The organism is Curtobacterium sp. BRB10 (assembly GCF_031844325.1).
Lineage (GTDB): Bacteria > Actinomycetota > Actinomycetes > Actinomycetales > Microbacteriaceae > Curtobacterium > Curtobacterium poinsettiae_A.
Window position 1 is genome coordinate 245,574 of the sequence record NZ_JAUZVA010000003.1, and the last position, 17,729, is coordinate 263,302.

At 70.2% G+C, this 17,729-nt stretch carries 18 protein-coding genes; 3 read left to right on the forward strand and 15 right to left on the reverse strand.

The window, feature by feature from the left end:
* Positions 1 to 24: 24 nt before the first annotated feature.
* The 3 genes from deoC (at position 25) to Q9R26_RS07940 (ending at position 2,672) form a co-directional block, all read left to right on the forward strand.
* Positions 25 to 756 carry a deoxyribose-phosphate aldolase gene (gene deoC, locus Q9R26_RS07930; RefSeq protein ID WP_111223670.1) on the forward strand — a complete coding sequence of 244 codons (732 nt, stop codon included), beginning with the start codon at positions 25 to 27 and terminating at the stop codon, positions 754 to 756.
* A 185-nt stretch (positions 757 to 941) separates the two neighbouring features.
* On the forward strand, positions 942 to 1,895 hold the full coding sequence (locus Q9R26_RS07935) for an ROK family protein (protein WP_311226957.1): 954 nt from the start codon (positions 942 to 944) through the stop codon (positions 1,893 to 1,895).
* 195 nt (positions 1,896 to 2,090) lie between these two features.
* Positions 2,091 to 2,672: a hypothetical protein gene (locus Q9R26_RS07940; RefSeq protein WP_311226958.1), complete on the forward strand. Its 582-nt coding sequence runs from the start codon at positions 2,091 to 2,093 to the stop codon at positions 2,670 to 2,672.
* A gap of 311 nt (positions 2,673 to 2,983) precedes the next feature.
* Here Q9R26_RS07940 and Q9R26_RS07945 read toward each other — a convergent pair whose 3' ends face one another.
* From Q9R26_RS07945 to Q9R26_RS08015, 15 genes are all read right to left on the reverse strand, one after another.
* Complete coding sequence (locus Q9R26_RS07945) at positions 2,984 to 5,308, reverse strand: bifunctional (p)ppGpp synthetase/guanosine-3',5'-bis(diphosphate) 3'-pyrophosphohydrolase (RefSeq protein ID WP_228513657.1); 2,325 nt, start codon at positions 5,306 to 5,308, stop codon at positions 2,984 to 2,986.
* Between the two features lie 69 nt (positions 5,309 to 5,377).
* Positions 5,378 to 5,725, reverse strand: a complete 348-nt coding sequence (locus Q9R26_RS07950; RefSeq protein WP_182065014.1) for a rhodanese-like domain-containing protein — start codon at positions 5,723 to 5,725, stop codon at positions 5,378 to 5,380.
* Positions 5,725 to 6,729, reverse strand: a complete 1,005-nt coding sequence (gene secF / locus Q9R26_RS07955) for a protein translocase subunit SecF (protein ID WP_152377858.1) — start codon at positions 6,727 to 6,729, stop codon at positions 5,725 to 5,727. Before secF ends, Q9R26_RS07950 begins: the two co-directional genes overlap by 1 nt.
* Positions 6,729 to 8,480, reverse strand: coding sequence for a protein translocase subunit SecD (gene secD / locus Q9R26_RS07960; RefSeq protein ID WP_311226959.1), 1,752 nt, complete (start codon positions 8,478 to 8,480; stop codon positions 6,729 to 6,731). The genes secF and secD overlap by 1 nt, the downstream gene beginning before the upstream one ends.
* 91 nt (positions 8,481 to 8,571) lie before the next feature.
* Positions 8,572 to 8,973 (reverse strand): preprotein translocase subunit YajC, encoded by a 402-nt coding sequence (yajC, locus tag Q9R26_RS07965; RefSeq protein WP_051596726.1) that lies wholly within the window; start codon positions 8,971 to 8,973, stop codon positions 8,572 to 8,574.
* A gap of 90 nt (positions 8,974 to 9,063) precedes the next feature.
* Positions 9,064 to 10,107 carry a Holliday junction branch migration DNA helicase RuvB gene (ruvB, locus tag Q9R26_RS07970; protein ID WP_182065012.1) on the reverse strand — a complete coding sequence of 348 codons (1,044 nt, stop codon included), beginning with the start codon at positions 10,105 to 10,107 and terminating at the stop codon, positions 9,064 to 9,066.
* On the reverse strand, positions 10,104 to 10,724 hold the full coding sequence (gene ruvA, locus Q9R26_RS07975; protein ID WP_209134403.1) for a Holliday junction branch migration protein RuvA: 621 nt from the start codon (positions 10,722 to 10,724) through the stop codon (positions 10,104 to 10,106). The genes ruvB and ruvA overlap by 4 nt, the downstream gene beginning before the upstream one ends.
* Complete coding sequence (gene ruvC / locus Q9R26_RS07980; protein ID WP_259577849.1) at positions 10,721 to 11,368, reverse strand: crossover junction endodeoxyribonuclease RuvC; 648 nt, start codon at positions 11,366 to 11,368, stop codon at positions 10,721 to 10,723. Before ruvC ends, ruvA begins: the two co-directional genes overlap by 4 nt.
* Positions 11,369 to 11,370: 2 nt before the next feature.
* Positions 11,371 to 12,138: a YebC/PmpR family DNA-binding transcriptional regulator gene (locus tag Q9R26_RS07985; protein WP_182065009.1), complete on the reverse strand. Its 768-nt coding sequence runs from the start codon at positions 12,136 to 12,138 to the stop codon at positions 11,371 to 11,373.
* Between the two features lie 119 nt (positions 12,139 to 12,257).
* Positions 12,258 to 12,854 (reverse strand): pyridoxal 5'-phosphate synthase glutaminase subunit PdxT, encoded by a 597-nt coding sequence (gene pdxT / locus Q9R26_RS07990; RefSeq protein WP_396136822.1) that lies wholly within the window; start codon positions 12,852 to 12,854, stop codon positions 12,258 to 12,260.
* Positions 12,848 to 13,768: a pyridoxal 5'-phosphate synthase lyase subunit PdxS gene (pdxS, locus tag Q9R26_RS07995; protein ID WP_182065007.1), complete on the reverse strand. Its 921-nt coding sequence runs from the start codon at positions 13,766 to 13,768 to the stop codon at positions 12,848 to 12,850. Before pdxS ends, pdxT begins: the two co-directional genes overlap by 7 nt.
* 12 nt (positions 13,769 to 13,780) lie before the next feature.
* The gene (locus tag Q9R26_RS08000) at positions 13,781 to 14,350 is read right to left on the reverse strand and encodes an HIT domain-containing protein (protein WP_311226961.1); all 570 of its coding nucleotides are present in this window, start codon (positions 14,348 to 14,350) and stop codon (positions 13,781 to 13,783) included.
* Positions 14,350 to 16,371 carry a threonine--tRNA ligase gene (thrS, locus tag Q9R26_RS08005; protein WP_181436744.1) on the reverse strand — a complete coding sequence of 674 codons (2,022 nt, stop codon included), beginning with the start codon at positions 16,369 to 16,371 and terminating at the stop codon, positions 14,350 to 14,352. Before thrS ends, Q9R26_RS08000 begins: the two co-directional genes overlap by 1 nt.
* A 122-nt stretch (positions 16,372 to 16,493) precedes the next feature.
* Positions 16,494 to 17,036, reverse strand: a complete 543-nt coding sequence (locus Q9R26_RS08010; protein WP_017887364.1) for an adenine phosphoribosyltransferase — start codon at positions 17,034 to 17,036, stop codon at positions 16,494 to 16,496.
* 173 nt (positions 17,037 to 17,209) lie between these two features.
* Positions 17,210 to 17,443 carry a hypothetical protein gene (locus Q9R26_RS08015; RefSeq protein WP_311226962.1) on the reverse strand — a complete coding sequence of 78 codons (234 nt, stop codon included), beginning with the start codon at positions 17,441 to 17,443 and terminating at the stop codon, positions 17,210 to 17,212.
* Between the last annotated feature and the right edge of the window lie 286 nt (positions 17,444 to 17,729).

The following is a 17,729-nucleotide window of genomic DNA, read 5'->3' on the forward strand; positions in this document are numbered from 1 at the left end:
ACGCCTGACGGGTAGGCTTGCCGGGTGGACAACGCAGCCTTCCCCGTCACCGTCGATGCCGTCCGCGGCCTCATCGACCACGCGATCCTGAAGCCCGAACTCACCCGCGCGGACGTCGACGCCCAGCTCGACGAAGCCGCCGCTCACCGCGTCTTCAGCGTCTGCGTCCGTCCGAGCGACGTCGCCCACGCCGTCGAGCGCCTCACGGGCACCGGCGTCGGCGTCGGCACCGTGATCGGCTTCCCGCACGGCACCACGTCCACCGCCGCGAAGGTCGCCGAGTCGCTGCAGGCCCTGGCCGACGGCGCGTTCGAGCTCGACATGGTGCAGAACATCGGTGCCGCGAAGTCGGGTGACTGGCAGCGCGTCGAGCAGGACGTCCGCGCGGTCGTCGACGCCGCCGGCGACACCGTCGTCAAGGTGATCCTCGAGACCGCGTTCCTGACCGACGACGAGATCGTCGCGGCGTCGCGTGCGGCACAGACCGCCGGGGCCGCCTTCGTGAAGACCTCGACCGGGTTCGCCGGCGGCGGCGCGACGGCCGAGCACATCGCCCTCATGCGCCGCACGGTCGGTGCCGACACCGGCGTGAAGGCGTCCGGCGGCGTCCGCGGGCTCGACACCCTGCTCGAGATGGTCGAGGCGGGTGCCGACCGCATCGGCACGAGCGCATCCGCCCGCATCCTCGACGAGGTCGCGCACCGCGCCGAGACGGGTGCCGCCTCGGCGCTCGGCGACGACACGACGTCCTACTGAACCGACCGAGCTAAGCCGACCGGGCTGGGCCGACCGAGCTGAGCGGACCGAGCTGACCCGGCGCGTCCAGCCCACCTGACCCACCCCACCCAGCACGACCCACCATGACCAGGCCGGTGCCCACCGGACGCGACGACGCGTCGGCGACCCGCACCGTGCCTCCAGACCGCCGCATCGGAGCGCGCATGTCCAGCACCGCACCCCAGTCCCCCGCCCTCGCCCTGGCCGTCGACCTCGGCGGCACGAAGGTCGAGGCCGCGCTCGTCACCGACCAGGGCGTCGTGCTCCCGGCGACCCGGTTCCGCAGCCCCACCGGGCCGCAGCGCACCTCCGACGAGCTGCAGGCCGCCGTCGACGAGGTCGTCACGGCCGCGCTCGGCGCGCTGCCGGCCGACGCGACGCTCGTCGGCGTGGGCATCGGTTCCGCCGGGCCCGTCGACGAGGAGCACGGCCTCGTCTCCCCGCTCAACATGCCGGTCTGGCGCGGCCACCCGCTGCGCGACCGGATCGCGGCGCTCGTGCCCGGCAGCGTCCCGGTGACGCTCCGCATGGACGGCCTGGCGATCACCCTCGCCGAGCACTGGGTCGGCGCGGCCCAGGGCTCGGACCACGTCATGGGCATGATCGTGTCCACCGGTGTCGGCGGCGGGCTCATCCTGCACGGTCGCACCGTCAGCGGACCGACGGGCAACGCCGGACACATCGGCCACGTCGAGTGCGGCGGCTACGACGATCCCTGCGCCTGCGGGGGAACCGGTTGCCTCGAGGCGATCGCCAGCGGCCCGAAGACCGTGGCCTGGGCACGTCGTCAGGGCTTCGCCGGCACGACCGGCGAGGAGCTCTCGGCCGCGTACGCCGCCGGCGACGAGATCGCCGTCGCCGCGGTCAAGCGGAGCGGCCGTGCCCTCGGGCAGGCCATCGCCGCCGCCACGAGCCTGGTCGACCTCGAGATCGTCGCCATCGGCGGCGGGTTCTCGCACGTCACGCCGGACCTGTTCGAGTACGCCCGGCAGGCCGTGGCGGAGCGCGTCGAGTTCGGGTTCGTGACGAAGGTGCAGATCGTGCCGACCGGGTTGTCCCAGGACGGTCCGCTCATCGGTGCGGCGGCGCTCGTGCACCGCGCCGACGTCCTGCGCTGAGCGCGCGCGTCGCCCCCGGCCGGGCCCGGTCTGGGGCGCGGCCGGCGGGTGGTCGCGTCGTCGACGCGGCTCACGCCCTGGACATGACCGACGACGGCCGGGAGGCGCGGTGCTGGCTGCCACGCGCCTCCTGGCCGGTCCGTGGCTTGTCCACAGGCCTGTCGGCCGCGTCCGCAGGTCGGGCAGGATGTGCGGGTGCCCCGCCCGCGACTCCTGACCAGTGACGACTGGCCGGAACCCGAGCTGCGTGCGGCCGTCCTGGCCGGCGAACTGGTCGCCGTCGGTCCCTGCTGGGCCTCCCCTGCCGAACCGCAGACGCCGTCGCTGCGTGCCGCCGCTGCCGCCTGGGTCCTGCGGGACGCGCGCCTGATCGCCTGCACCCTGACCGCCGCGTGGATCTGGGGAGCGGTGTCCCGGCCGTCGGTGCCGCTCGAGGCCTGCATCCCACCGCAGGTCCGCGTGCACGTCGGTCCGGACGTCCGCCTGCGGGAGGTGCGGATCGACGTCGACGACACCGCCGAGCTCGGGCAGCTGCGGGTCACGCTGCCGGCGCGGACCGCGGTCGACCTGCTCCGGACGCCGGGCCCCTCGGCTGGTGCGTTCGGGGTGGCCGAGGCGATGGCCGTGCACGGGCTGCTCGCGATCGGGGCGGTCACCGCTGCTGAGCTGCAGACGCGCCTGCGGTCCCTCGGGACGATCCCGATGGTGCGGCAGGCCGAGCGGCGGTTGCGGGGGCTGCAGGGGCTGCAGGACGCGGCTGGGGGTGCGGTCCGGTAGTGCGGTGGTCGGGGGTCGGGGGCGCGGGCGGTCACAACACCCCGCTCACGTTCGCCGGACGGTCACGAACCGTCGGTTGGCGGGGCGGCGGCCGACGGGTCGTGACCGGTCGACGGTTCCCGTGCGACGAGTCGTGACCGGTCGACGGGCAGGAGGCGCGGGGCGGGGCTGCCACGGGCCTCCGGCCGGGCGCGTGGGGGCGGCCAGGACACCCCGCTCGCGTTCGCCGAGTGGTCGCGGACCGTCGGTTGGCGGGGCCGCGGCCGATGGTTCGTGACCGGTCGACGGACGGGCCGCGCGGGGCCCCGCCGCTAGCCGGCGCTGACGCGGTAGACGTCGTAGACGGCGTCGATGCGTCGCACCGCGTTGAGCACACGGTCGAGGTGGATGGTGTCGCCCATCTCGAACACGAACCGGCTGAGCGCGAGCCGGTCGGACGAGGTCGACACCGTCGCGGACAGGATGTTCACGTGGTGGTCGGTCAGCACCCGGGTGACGTCGCTGAGCAGGCCCGACCGATCGAGCGCCTCGATCTGGATCTGCACCAGGAACACCGACTTCGACGACGGGGCCCACTCGACCTCGATCATTCGGTCGGGTTCGTTCATGAGCGACTTCACGTTGGTGCACGACGACTGGTGCACCGAGACGCCCTGGCCGCGGGTGATGAAGCCCACGATCTGGTCGCCCGGTACCGGCGTGCAGCACTTCGCGAGCTTGACGAGGATGTCGGGCGCACCGCGGACCAGCACGCCGCTGTCACTCGTCCGCAGCTGTCGACTGGTGACCTGGCGCGGGAACGCGAGTTCCGGTTCGTCCGTCTCGGTTTCGGTCTGGACGTTGCCGAGGACCTTCTCGATCACCGACTGGGTCGAGACGTGTCCTTCGCCGATGGCGGCGTACAGGGCGGAGACGTCCTCGTACCGCATCGACGAGGCGACCTCGGCGATGCTGTCCTGGCTCATGATGCGCTGGAGCGGCAGGTTCTGCTTGCGCATGGCCCGGGCGATGGCGTCGCGACCCTGCTCGATCGCCTCTTCGCGGCGCTCCTTGGTGAACCACTGCTTGATCTTGTTGCGCGCGCGGGGGCTGCGGACGAACTGCAGCCAGTCCTGCGAGGGGCCGGAGTCGGGGTTCTTCGACGTGAAGATCTCGACGACGTCGCCGCTCGACAGCTGGCTCTCGAGCGGGACGAGGCGGCCGTTGACCTTCGCACCCATGGTGCGGTGGCCGATCTCGGTGTGCACCGCGTAGGCGAAGTCGACCGGGGTGGCTCCGGCGGGGAGACCGATGACCTTGCCCTGCGGCGTGAAGACGTAGGTCTCCTTGGCTCCGATCTCGTAGCGCAGCGAGTCCAGGAACTCACCAGGGTCGCTGGTCTCGGCCTGCCAGTCGGTGATGTGGGCGAGCCACGCCATGTCCTGGTCGTCCGTGGTCGACGAGGTGCCGGCGTCACGGCCGGCAGCGCGCTGTTTGTACTTCCAGTGTGCGGCGACACCGAACTCGGCGCGCTGGTGCATCTCGTGCGTGCGGATCTGGATCTCGACCGCGCGACCCTGCGGTCCGAGCACCGTGGTGTGCAGCGACTGGTACAGGTTGAACTTGGGGGTCGCGATGTAGTCCTTGAAGCGACCGGGCAGCGGGGTCCACCGGGCGTGCACCGATCCGAGCATGGCGTAGCAGTCGCGCACGGTCGGCACGAGCACGCGGATGCCGACGAGGTCGTAGATCTCGTCGAACTCACGACCCCGCACGATCATCTTCTGGTAGATCGAGTAGTACTGCTTCGGCCGGCCCATGACGTCACCACGGACTTTGGCGGCCTTCAGGTCCTTCTTCAGGGTCCCGATGACGTTCTGGACGAACTGCTCGCGCTTCGGCTGGCGTTCCTTGACCAGGCTGTCGATCTCGACGTAGAGCTTCGGGTGCAGGACCGCGAACGACAGGTCCTCGAGCTCGAGCTTGATCATCTGGATGCCGAGCCGGTGTGCGAGCGGCGCGTAGATCTCGAGCGTCTCCTTCGCCTTGCGCGTGGCGGAGGTCGACTCGACGAAGCCCCACGTACGGGCGTTGTGCAGGCGGTCGGCGAGCTTGATGACGAGGACGCGGATGTCCTTCGACATGGCGATGACCATCTTGCGGACGGTCTCGGCCTGCGCGCTGTCGCCGTACTTGACCTTGTCGAGCTTCGTGACGCCGTCGACGAGCATCGCGATCTCGTCGCCGAAGTCGGCCCGCAGCTGGTCGAGCTGGTAGTCGGTGTCCTCCACGGTGTCGTGCAGGAGCGCCGCAGCGATGGTGATCGTGCCGATGCCGAGGTCGGCCAGGATCTGCGCGACCGCGACGGGGTGCGTGATGTACGGCTCACCGGACTTGCGCTTCTGCCCGTCGTGCGCGCGCTCGGCGACCGAGTACGCCCGCTCGATGAGCGTCACGTCGGCCTTGGGGTGGTGCGAGCGGACCGTGCGGATCAACGTGTCCACGGCACCGGCCGGCTGCGCACGCGAGAACAGGCGCGGCAGCAGCGAGCGGAGGGAACCGAGGTTGCCGGTGGTGTTCGGACCGATCGGGCTCGACGGCCGCGGGGCGGATCCCGGGCGGCTCGGCGCGGACGGCTCTTCGCGGGTGTCCGTCATGATGCGCCTCCCAGGACTCGGTCCGAGAGCTCGATCCGAGCTCGATCCGACAAGACTACGCGTCCCTGGTCAGTGCCCGTGACGCGGTTCGCCCTGGGCGTCGCGCTCCACCGGTGCCCCCGCCTGCTCCCAGGCGAGCATGCCGCCGGAGAGGTTGACTGCCGGGACCCCCGACTGCTCGAGCGCCGCGACGATGCGCGACGAACGGCCGCCCGAGTGGCAGACGACGATGGCCGGCTGGTCGCCACCGTCGATCTCCTGCCAGCGGTCCACGAACTCCGACATCGGCACGAGCGTGGCCTGGGGAGCGTGGACCTCGTCCCACTCCCCCTGCTCGCGGACGTCGAACAGGCGGGCTCCGGCGTCGATTCGGCGCTGCGCCTCGGCGACGTCGATCTCCTGGATCTCGATGGGCATCAGACGTTCGCCTCAGCCGCGTCGACCTCACGCCGGCGCTTCTCGGCCGCCGCGGTCTTCTTGGCGTCCGACTCCTTGATCTTCGGCTCGTTCTCGCGCAGCTGCGCGTACATCGGCGACGCGATGAAGATCGTCGAGTAGGTGCCGACGATGATGCCGATGAACAGCGCGAGCGAGATGTCGCGCAGGGTACCGGCGCCGAGCACGTACGACCCGATGAAGAGGATCGCCGCGACCGGCAGCAGCGCCACGACCGAGGTGTTGATCGATCGCACGAGGGTCTGGTTCACCGCGAGGTTGACCGACTGCTTGAACGTCCGGATCGATTCCTGCGCGGTGTTCTCACGCACCTTGTCGAAGACCACCACGGTGTCGTAGAGCGAGTACCCGAGGATCGTCAGGAACCCGATGACCGCCGCAGGCGTGACCTCGAGCCCGACGATGCCGTACACGCCGGCCGTGATGAGCAGGTCGTGCAGCAGCGCCGCCATCGCGGACAGCGACATCTTCCAGGTGCGGAAGTACAGCGTCATGAAGACCGCGGCGAGGGCGAGGAAGATCACGAGACCACGGATGGCCTGCGCGAGCACGTCGGCACCCCACGTCGCGCCGATGAAGGTCGCGGCGACCTGGCTCTCCGGGACGTCGTAGGCCTTCGCGAGGGCGTCCTGCACCTCGGTCGTCTGCCGGTCGGTGAGCTGCCCGGTCTGGACTCGGATGCCGTGCGTGCCGAGCTGCGAGACGCGCGGGATCGACTCCGGGACGACGTCCTCGACGGTCTCGGTGGCGATGTTCTGGTCGAGCGTCTTGACGTCGGAGATGGTGAACTCCGAGCCGCCGGTGAACTCGATGCCGAGCTGGTACCCGCCTCGGAGCCACGGGGTGACGAGCGAGATCACGATCATCGCGAGTGCGATGAGGTACCAGGTCTTGCGGCGCCCGATGATGTCGTACGACCGCTTCCCCGTGTAGAGGTCGCTGCCGAACTGGCTGAAGCTGGCCATCAGTCGTCCTTCCCGTCCGGCGTCGAGCCGTTGTCGCCGGAGGCCTGCTGGGCCTTCCGCTCCGCGATCGTCTGTCGGCGCTGTGCCTCACCGGCACTGCGCTGGCGCTTGCCGTCCACGACGGGTGCGCGGAACTGCGCGCGCCCCCGGTAGACGGCACCGAGTGCTGCCGGGTCGAGACCACTGAACCGGTGCCCCTCGCCGAAGAACCGGCTGCGGGCGATGAGCTGCATCATCGGGTGGGTGAAGAGCGCGACCACCACGATGTCGATGAGCGTCGTGAGGAGCAGCGTGAACGCGAAGCCCTTCACGTCGGCGACCGCGAGCACGTAGAGCGTGACGGCGGCGAGGAAGTTCACCGCGTCGGACGCCAGGATCGTCCGGAGGGCACGCTTCCAGCCGGACTCGACCGCACTCTCGAGGGCCCGGCCGTCACGGAGTTCGTCGCGGATGCGCTCGAAGTAGACGATGAACGAGTCCGCCGTGATGCCGATCGCGACGATCAGACCCGCCACACCCGCCAAGGACAGGCGGTAGTCGACGCGCCACGACATGATCGCGATCACCAGGTAGGTGAGTACCGCGGCGATCCCGAGCGACAGCACGGTGACGAAGGCCAGTGCCCGGTACTGGATGACCGAGTAGATGATGACCAGGATCAGCCCGATCAGGCCGGCGACGAGCCCACCGATGAGCTGCGCGGTACCGAGCGTCGCGGAGATGTTCTCGTTCGACTGCACCTGGAAGTTGATCGGCAGCGCACCGTACTTGAGCTGGTCCGCCAGGGTCTTCGACGACTCGGCCGTGAACGAGCCGGTGATCTGCGCCTTGCCGTTCGTGATCGCGGAGTTCGTCGTCGGAGCGGTGATGACCGAACCGTCGAGCACGATCGCGAACTGGTTCTGCGGCTGCTGGAGCGAGACGAGACGGTTCGTGACGGTGCGGAAGTCCTTCGAGCCCTCACCGTTGAACGTCAGGTTGACGGCCCACTGGCCCGTCGACGTGCCCTGCGAGTCGGTGGCGAGACCCGAGGTGGCGTTGCTGATGTCGGCACCGGAGACCTCGACCGGGCCGAGGATGTACTTCCCCGCGCCGTCCTGGTCGCAGGTGACCAGGGGCTCGTCGTCGGGCGCCGTGGTGACGTCGTCCGGCGCCGCGCAGTTGTAGTTGGTGTACAGGTCCTGCAGCTTCGGCGTGACCCAGTTCAGGTCGCTCGCGTTGGTCGGCTTCGCGCTCGGCGTCGCGGCGAGCGAGGCCGGCGGGGAGTACGGCGTCGGCGATGCGGTGCCCTTGCCTTCGTCACCGACCGCGGAGTTCGTCGCGGCCTCGGTGAAGAGCACCGGGCGGAAGGTCAGCTTGGCGGCTGCCTCGATCCGGTCGATCGTTGCCTTGTCCGGGCGGCCCGGGATCGAGACGACGATGTTGTTCGCACCCTGCGTGTTGATCTCCGACTCGGAGACACCGGTGGCGTCGATGCGCTGGCGGATGATGTTCACCGCCTGCTGCAGCTGCTGCGAGGTGACGGAGTCACCCTCGGTGTTCTGCGCCGCCAGCGTCAGCTGCGTGCCGCCCTGCAGGTCCAGAGCCAGCTCGGGGACCCAGCTCGCGCCCTGGTACCACTTGTCGCTGTCGTCCTTCGAAGAGCCGGCGAGGATCGACGCGGCGGTGTTCAGGCCGGCGAGGATCGCCATCAGGATCACCAACCAGGTGAGCGAGCGCAGCGCCTTCTTGACGGGTGTCGATCGTGCCACCGGTCGTCTCGTCTTTCTGTTCAGGACCGTCGGCACACCGTGCGACGGCAGAGGGAAGCCGCCGGGTCAGACGACCCGGCGGCCGAGGGCGTCAGTCGTCGGACTTGCGCTTCGTGGCGTCGGTCTCGTCGACACGGTCGGTGTCGACCCGCTCGCCGTAGACCGGCTCGCCGTTGAGCTCGGCCACCGGCTTCGGCTCGTCCTCGGTGGTCGTGGTGGTCTCGACGTCGGACGCGTTGTCGTCGACGACGCGCGACAGGGTCTGACGGTGCACGGTGACGATGGTCCCCGGCGCGATCTCGACGTCAGCGGTGACCTTCTCCTCGTTCACGGAGAGGAGCGTGCCGTAGAGGCCGAAGGACAGCATGACCTTGGCGCCCGGGACCATCTTGTCCACGAGTTCGGCCTGCTGCTTCTTGCGCTTGCGGCTGTTGTAGAACATGAAGGCCGCGAACGCCACGACGATGACGATGAGGATGACTTCTTGACCCATGATGCGTTGCCTTCTCTGGTTGCTCGGTTTCGGGCCGTAGCAGTCTAGGGCACGCCGGTGTCCGTGGCATGTCACCCGACTGATCGGCGGTCAGGCGGTGGGTTCCGGGTCGTCGAAGAGCCCCGGCTGCGCCCCGTCGCCCTGCCCCGGGGTGAGGCCGAGGTGTCGCCAGGCCCGCGGTGTCGCGATGCGCCCGCGGGGGGTGCGGGTCACCAGGCCGACACGGACGAGGAACGGTTCGACGACCGATTCGATCGTCTCGGATTCCTCGCCGACGCTGACGGCGAGGGTGTTGAGGCCGACCGGGCCCCCGTCGAACCGGGTCAGCATGGTCTCGACGACGGCTCGGTCGAGCCGGTCGAGGCCGAGCTCGTCGACGTCGTACAGGTCGAGCGCACCCCGGACCGCGGCCATGCCGTCGGTGGTGCGGTGCACGAGGGCGTAGTCGCGCACCCGGCGGAGCAGACGGTTCGCGATGCGCGGGGTGCCACGGGAGCGTCCAGCGATCTCACGCAGGGCGGTCCGGTCGATGTCGAGTTCGAGCAGGTGAGCCGCACGGATCAGGACCTGCTCGAGCTCGTCCTTCTCGTAGAACTCGAGGTGGGCGGTGAACCCGAAGCGGTCGCGCAGCGGGTTCGGCAGCAGGCCGGCCCGGGTGGTGGCACCGACGAGCGTGAACGGTGCGAGGTCGAGCGGGATGCTCGTGGCACCGGCACCCTTCCCCACCATCACGTCGATGCGGAAGTCCTCCATCGCCAGGTAGAGCATCTCTTCTGCCGAGCGGGCCATGCGGTGGATCTCGTCGATGAACAGCACTTCGCCCGGCACGAGCGACGACAGCACGGCTGCGAGGTCACCGGCGTGCTGGATCGCCGGCCCGCTCGACATGCGCAGCGGTCGCCCGGTCTCGTGCGCGACGATCATCGCGAGCGTGGTCTTGCCGAGGCCGGGGGGACCCGCCATCAGGATGTGGTCGGGCGTGCGCTCCTGCATGCCCGCGGCCTTGAGGAGCAGGTCGAGCTGCCCACGGACCTTGCGCTGCCCGACGAACTCGTCGAGCGAGCGCGGACGGAGCGCACCCTCGAAGGCGAGTTCCTCCTGCGACTCGGCGCCGGCGGACGTGATGCCGCTCACCGGCCGGCTGCCGCGGGTCGCAGGGCGCCGAGGGCGGCGCGGAGCAGGGCCTGGGTGCCCATCGCGGCGGCACCCGGCTCGTTGGCCACGGCGTCGTCGACCGCGGTCCGTGCCGCGTCTTCGCGCCAGCCGAGGCCGATGAGCGCCGAGACGACGTCCACCGCGGCGGGGTGGACTGCGGTCCCACGTGCTGCAGCGACCACAGCGGCCTGCTCGAAGGCCACGAGCTTGCCGGAGAGCGCGACGATGATGAGCTTGGCGGTCTTCGGGCCGATGCCGGAGACCTTGCGGAACGCGCCGTCGTCCTCGTTCGCGACGGCGTTCGCGATCTGTACCGGGTCCATGTGGGCCAGGACGCCCATCGCGGACTTCGGGCCGACGCCGGAGACGCCGCGGAGCAGGTCGAACACCTGCAGCGCGTCGGTCGACTCGAAGCCGAAGAGCAGGTGCTCGTCCTCGCGCACGATCATCGCCGTCCGCACGAACACCTCGGAACCGTGGCGCATCGTCAGCGCGTGCGCAGGCGTCACGGTGACGGCGTACCCGACTCCCCCGACCTCGATCACCACGGCCGAACCGGCGATGTCGATGCAGGTGCCCCGGAGACTCGCGATCATGCTCCGAGCCTAGGGCCGCCCACCGACGACGCCGTCCTGCCACGCTGCGGGCGGGCCGCGGCGGCGGCCGCACGGGCCAGCGGCGAGTCGACGGTGCCGCCCTGGGCGTCCCGCCAGGCGCGCTGTGCCGGGGTGAGGTTCGTGGCACGCGAGCCGGCGGCGTCGGGTGATCCGAGCCTCCAGGCATGGCACACGGCCAACGCGAGCGCGTCGGCGGCGTCGGCCGGCTTCGGGGCCTCGTCCAGCCCGAGTACTCGCGCGATCATGGTCTGCACCTGACGCTTGTCGGCGTTGCCGTAGCCAGTGACGGCGGCCTTGACCTCGGACGGGGTGTGCAGCCCGACGGGCAGCCCGCGGGCGGCCGCGGCGTGCAGCGCCAGGCCGGCAGCCTGCGCGGTGCCCATCACGGTGCGGACGTTCGCCTGCGCGAACACCCGCTCGACGGCGACCGCATCCGGGTGGTGCTCGTCGATCTCGGCGGCGATGCCGTCGGCGATCCGGAGCAGCCGCTGCTCGAGCGGCATGTCCGGTGGGGTGCGCACGACCGTCACGTGGACGAGTCGTGCGCGCCGGTTCGGTGCGACCTCGACGACGCCGACGCCGCACCGGGTGAGCCCGGGGTCCACCCCGAGCACACGGAGCACGGCTACTCGCCCTCGTCCTCGTCGAGCTCGGCCTGGACGTCCGCGGGGATGTCGAAGTTCGAGTAGACGTTCTGCACGTCGTCCGAGTCCTCGAGCGCGTCGATCAGGCGGAACACCTTGCGGGCGGTCTCGGCGTCGACCGGGACCTTGAGGCCGGGGACGAACTCGGCGTCGGCGGAGTCGTAGTCGATGCCGGCGTCCTGCAGTGCGGTGCGGGCGGCGACCAGGTCGCTCGCCTCGGTGATGATCTCGAAGCCGCCGCCCTGGTCGATGACGTCCTCGACGCCAGCGTCCAGAACCGCGGCCATCACGGTGTCCTCGTCGAGGCCGTCGGTCTTCGTGACCGAGATGACGCCCTTGCGCGAGAAGTTGTAGGCGACGCTGCCCGGGTCGGCCATGGTGCCGCCGTTGCGCGACATCGCGGTCCGGACCTCGGCCGCGGCACGGTTCTTGTTGTCCGTGAGGCACTCGATGAGCATCGCGACGCCGTTGGGGCCGTAGCCCTCGTACATGATCGTCGTGTACTCGATGGTCTCGCCCGTGAGACCTGCACCGCGCTTGACGGCGCGGTCGATGTTGTCGTTGGGGACCGAGGTCTTCTTCGCCTTCTGCACGGCGTCGACCAGGGTCGGGTTGCCGGACATGTCGGCACCGCCCATCTTCGCGGCGACCTCGATGTTCTTGATCAGCTTGGCGAACGACTTGGCACGGCGCTGGTCGATGACCGCCTTCTTGTGCTTGGTCGTTGCCCACTTGGAATGCCCGGACACGGTTCTCCTTGCGTCTTGCGGAAAGTCCCGCTCAGTTTAGCGGCCCTGTGGGCCGAACACCGGCCTGGAGGCGCGGCGCGGCTCCCGTTCCGCCGGTGCGGCGGGTGGATGATCACGCCTCAGGCGCTGCGCACCAGGTCCAGGAAGCGCCGGTGGAAGCGGTCCTCGCCCGCGACCTCCGGGTGGAACGCACTCGCGATGACGTTGCCCTGTTGCACCGCCACCACCTGGCCGTCCGGCAGGGCACCGAGCACGTGCACGTCGTCGCCGTGCTGCTCGACCACCGGTGCGCGGATGAAGACCGCGTGTACCGGCGCATCGCCGAGGTCGGGCATCGGGATGTCGGTCTCGAACGAGTCGTTCTGTGCGCCGAACGCGTTGCGCCGCACGGTGGTGTCGAGCACCTCGAGCGTCTGCTGCCCCGGGATCCCGGCGGCGATCCGCGACGACAGCATGATCATGCCGGCACACGTGCCGTACGTCGGCAGTCCCCCGCGGATCGCCTCGGACAGCGGCGCGGCGACGCCGAACGCGCGGGACAGCTTGTCCATCACGCTCGACTCGCCGCCGGGGATCACGACGCCGTCGATCGACGCGATCTCCTCCGGTCGACGGAGCGGCACCACGTCGGCGCCGAGCTCGGTCAGCGACGCGATGTGCTCACGGAAGTCGCCCTGCAGCGCGAGGACCCCGATCCGGGGCCGAGCACTCACCAGCCGCGCTCGGCGAGGCGGTGCGGCGCGGGGACGTCGGCGACGTTGATGCCGACCATCGCCTCGCCCAGCCCACGGGACACCTCGGCGATGACCTTCGGGTCGTCGTGGAAGGTGACGGCCTTGACGATCGCCGCGGCACGCTTGGCCGGGTCGCCGGACTTGAAGATGCCGGACCCGACGAACACGCCGTCGGCACCGAGCTGCATCATCATCGCGGCGTCGGCCGGGGTGGCGACACCACCGGCGGTGAAGAGCACGACGGGGAGCTTGCCGGTGCGGGCGACCTCCTGCACGACGTCGATCGGGGCCTGGAGCTCCTTCGCGGCGACGTAGAGTTCGTCGTCACGCAGGTTGCGGAGCGCCGCGATCTCCTTGGTGATGGTGCGGATGTGCTTCGTGGCCTCGGACACGTCACCCGTGCCGGCCTCGCCCTTGGAACGGATCATGGCCGCGCCCTCGGTGATGCGACGGAGTGCCTCGCCCAGGTTGGTGGCACCGCAGACGAAGGGGGTGGTGAACTTCCACTTGTCGATGTGGTTGACGTAGTCGGCCGGCGACAGGACCTCGGACTCGTCGATGTAGTCGACGCCGAGCTCCTGCAGGACCTGGGCCTCGACGAAGTGACCGATGCGGGCCTTCGCCATGACCGGGATCGACACGGCGGCGATGATCTCCTCGATCATCGACGGGTCGGACATGCGGGCCACGCCGCCCTGGGCGCGGATGTCGGCGGGGACGCGCTCGAGGGCCATGACGGCGGTCGCGCCGGCCTCTTCCGCGATGCGGGCCTGCTCTGCGTCGACGACGTCCATGATGACGCCGCCCTTGAGCATCTCCGCGAGTCCGCGCTTGACGCGGTCGGAGCCGGTGATCGAGGTGCCGGGGGTGCTCGGGGTGCTGCTGCTGTCGCTCATGATGCCGACAGTCTAGTGCTGTGCGGGCCAGCCCTCGGCGACGAGTCGGCGGGTCTCGCCGAGCATCTGCGACATCGACTTCGTCCGGGCGATGATCGGGAAGAAGTTCGCGTCGGACGCCCACCGTGGCACGATGTGCTGGTGCAGGTGCGCGGCGATGCCCGCTCCGGCGACCTCGCCCTGGTTCATGCCGATGTTGAAGCCGTCGCAGTGGGACACCTGCCGGAGCACGCGCATCGCGGTCTGCGTGAGCTCCCCCATCTCGCGCAGCTCGTCCGGGGTCGCCTCGTCGTAGAGCGGGACGTGCCGGTACGGGCAGACGAGCAGGTGGCCGTTGTTGTACGGGAACAGGTTGAGCAGGACGTAGGCGTGCTCGCCGCGCGCGACGATGAGGGCGTCCTCGTCGGTCTTGTGCGGCGCCTCGCAGAACGGGCAGTCGTCGCGGTAGCCGCGGCCCTCGCCCTCGCGGCCGGCGTCGATGTACGCCATCCGGTGCGGGTTCCACAGACGCTGGAAGGCATCCGGGACGGCCGCCGCGGTAGCGGCGTCCCGGATGACCAGCGGGTCCTGCTCGTCGGGCATCAGACTTGCGCGCGCTCGCGGATCGCGGTGAGGATGCGGTCCACAGCCTCGTCCACGGGCACCGCGTTGTCCTGGCGGCCGTCACGGAAGCGGAACGAGACGGCACCGGCGTCACGGTCGTCGCCACCGGCGATGAGCTGGAACGGCACCTTCGCCTTGGTGTGGGTGCGGATCTTCTTCTGCATGCGGTCGTCCGAGTGGTCGACCTCGGCGCGGACGCCGTGGGCGCGGAGCTTCGCGATGACCTCGTCGAGGTAGTCGCCGTACTCGGCCGCGACCGGGATGCCGACGACCTGGACGGGTGACAGCCACGCCGGGAAGGCACCCGCGTAGTGCTCGGTGAGGACCCCGAAGAATCGCTCGATCGAGCCGAACAGCGCGCGGTGGATCATCACCGGACGCTGGCGGGAGCCGTCGGCCGCGGTGTAGTCGATGCCGAAGCGCTCGGGCAGGTTGAAGTCGAGCTGCACGGTCGACATCTGCCAGGTGCGGCCGATGGCGTCGCGGGCCTGGACCGAGATCTTCGGGCCGTAGAACGCGGCGCCGGCGGGGTCCGGCACGAGCTCGAGGCCAGACTCCTCGGCGACCTGACGCAGGGTCTCCGTCGCGACGTCCCAGACCTCGTCGTCACCGACGTACTTCTCCGGGTCCTTCGTCGACAGCTCGAGGTAGAAGTCGTCGAGGCCGTAGTCGCGCAGGAGCGAGAGCACGAACGCGAGGGTCGTGGTGAGCTCCTCCTTCATCTTCTCCTGCGTGGTGAAGATGTGCGCGTCGTCCTGGGTCAGGCCGCGCACGCGGGTGAGCCCGTGGATCACGCCGGACTTCTCGTTGCGGTACACCGTGCCGAACTCGAACATCCGGAGCGGCAGGTCGCGGTAGGAGCGGGGCTGCGACCGGTACGCCAGGATGTGCATCGGGCAGTTCATCGGCTTGAGGTAGTAGTCGGCGCCCTGCCGGGTGACGTTGCCGTCCTCGTCCTTCGCCTCGTCCATGTGCATGGCCGGGAACATGCCGTCCTTGTACCAGCCGAGGTGCCCGGAGGTCTCGAACAGGTCGCCCTTGGTGATGTGGGGCGTGTAGACGAACGAGTAGCCGTTCTCCTCGTGCCGACGGCGCGAGTAGTCCTCCATCTCGCGGCGGATGATGCCGCCCTTCGGGTGGAAGATCGCCAGGCCGGAACCGATCTCGTCGGGGAACGAGAACAGGTCGAGTTCGGCGCCGAGCTTGCGGTGGTCGCGCTTGGCGGCTTCCTCGAGGCGCACCAGGTACGCCTTGAGCTGGTCCTTGTCGGGCCAGGCGGTGCCGTAGATGCGCTGCAGCTGCGGGTTCTTCTCGGAGCCGCGCCAGTACGCGGCGGCGACGCGCATGAGCTTGGCGGCGTTGCCGATCCAGCGGGTGTGCGGGACGTGCGGGCCGCGGCAGAGGTCCTGCCAGAGCACCTCGCCCGACTTCGGGTCGACGTTCTCGTACACGGTGAGCTCGCCGGCACCGACCTCGACGCTCTCGCCGGAGTCGCCGTCGGACGCTGCACCCTTGAGGCCGATGAGCTCCTGCTTGTAGGGCTCCCCCGCCATCAGCTCGCGCGCCTGCTCGTCGGTGACGACCACGCGACGGAAGCGCTGGGCCTGCTTGACGATGCGGTCCATGCCCTTCTCGATCGCCTTGAGGTCTTCGGGGGTGAAGGGCTCGGCGACGTCGAAGTCGTAGTAGAAGCCGTCGGTGACGGGCGGCCCGATGCCGAGCTTGGCGTCCGGGTTGATCTGCTGCACGGCCTGCGCCAGCACGTGGGCGGCCGAGTGGCGGAGGATGTCGAGCCCGTCCTGCTCCTGCAGGGTGACGGCCTCGGCGGTCTCGCCGGCCTGCACGTCCGCCGCGAGGTCCTTGAGGACACCGTCGACGCGGATCGCGACGATGCCGCGCTCACCGTCGAAGAGCTCGGTGCCGGTCGTGGTCGTCGTCGCGGTCCGGGGCTCGGGTGCCTGGGGAAGCTCGGCGGGCGCGGGTGCGACTGACTCGGTCACGATGATGGGACTCCTCGATCGAAATGGTGCGTCAAGACTAGTGCGAGACGTGCTCGCGCGCGGACGCCGGGACGCGCCTGTGGAGAGAACGGATGCGGCCCCGACCGCGCAGTTGCCCGCGATCAGGCCGGGACGGCGCCGAGCGTCGCGACGGGCAGGCGCGGCTCGAGGCGCTCACGACCGTTCAGGCCGTCGAGCTCGAGCAGGGCGGCGAACCCGATGGCCTGGTACCCAGCCCGTTCGAGCAGGGTGATGGTCGCCGCGCCGGTCCCGCCGGTGGCCAGGACGTCGTCGACGACGAGCACCCGGGTGCCGGCGGGCAGCTGGCCGGGGCGCAGTTCGAGTTCGGCCTCGCCGTACTCGAGCGCGTACTGCTCGCTGAGGACCTCGCCGGGGAGCTTGCCCGCCTTGCGCACGGTGAGCACGCCGACCTGGTGCTGGGCGGCGATGCCCCCGGCCAGTGCGAAGCCCCGGGCCTCGATGCCGGCGACGGCGTCGAACCCAGCCCCGACCGCGAACGGTGCCGCGAGTGCTTCGCACACGCGGCCGAACGCGACGGCGTCGGAGAACACCGGCGTCACGTCACGGAAGAGCACCCCCGGCTTCGGGAAGTCCGGCACGAGGGCGGTGAGGCGTTCGACGAGTGCAGCAGCGGTTTCGGTCACCCACCAACGGTACGGGAGGCCCGGGGTGCGTCCGACCCGTCGGCGCACGGTGCGAGGGTGGCCCGGCGTGGTGCGAGGTTCCGGACGTGGTGCCACCCCGAGGGGCGGCCACGGACTACGGAACCTCGCACCATGCGTGCGAGCGTGTGGCGCCGCCGACGCAGCGCCGCGGGTCAGCGCCACATCCGCATGGTGGCGCCCTGGGTGATCCAGTCGGCCTCGCGCTGCTGGCGTTCCCGCTCGAGGCGGGCCAGCGTGGCGAGGTCGAGCTCGGGCCGCTCCTTGCGGGTGCGTCGGCTCCAGATGATGAGCGACATCCCGACTCGGAGTGCGATGCGGTCGGCGAGTGAGACCCGGCGGCGCACCGCGCGGGTATCGGGTGGACGGGTGGTGGTCTTCGTGGACACGGTGTTCCCCTTCAGGGCACGGCAGAGCTGCCCGGGTGTCGGGCAGGACGAATCCGCCCGGGTTGCGGGCAGCAGGAATTGAATGCGTGAGAATGCACTCCGGGATGGTCCGGAAATGTTCGGACAACGATCGCGGAATGCTCGCCGCCACCGAGAGCGTCACACTGTCCACCGACATTCTTCCGGCGTCGTCCGCGCAGATCGGACGGCACGCATCGACGAGTCGACGAACCGTTCAGCAGACGAACGAACCGGTGCTGCGCGGGCCTGATCGGCTCAGCGCACG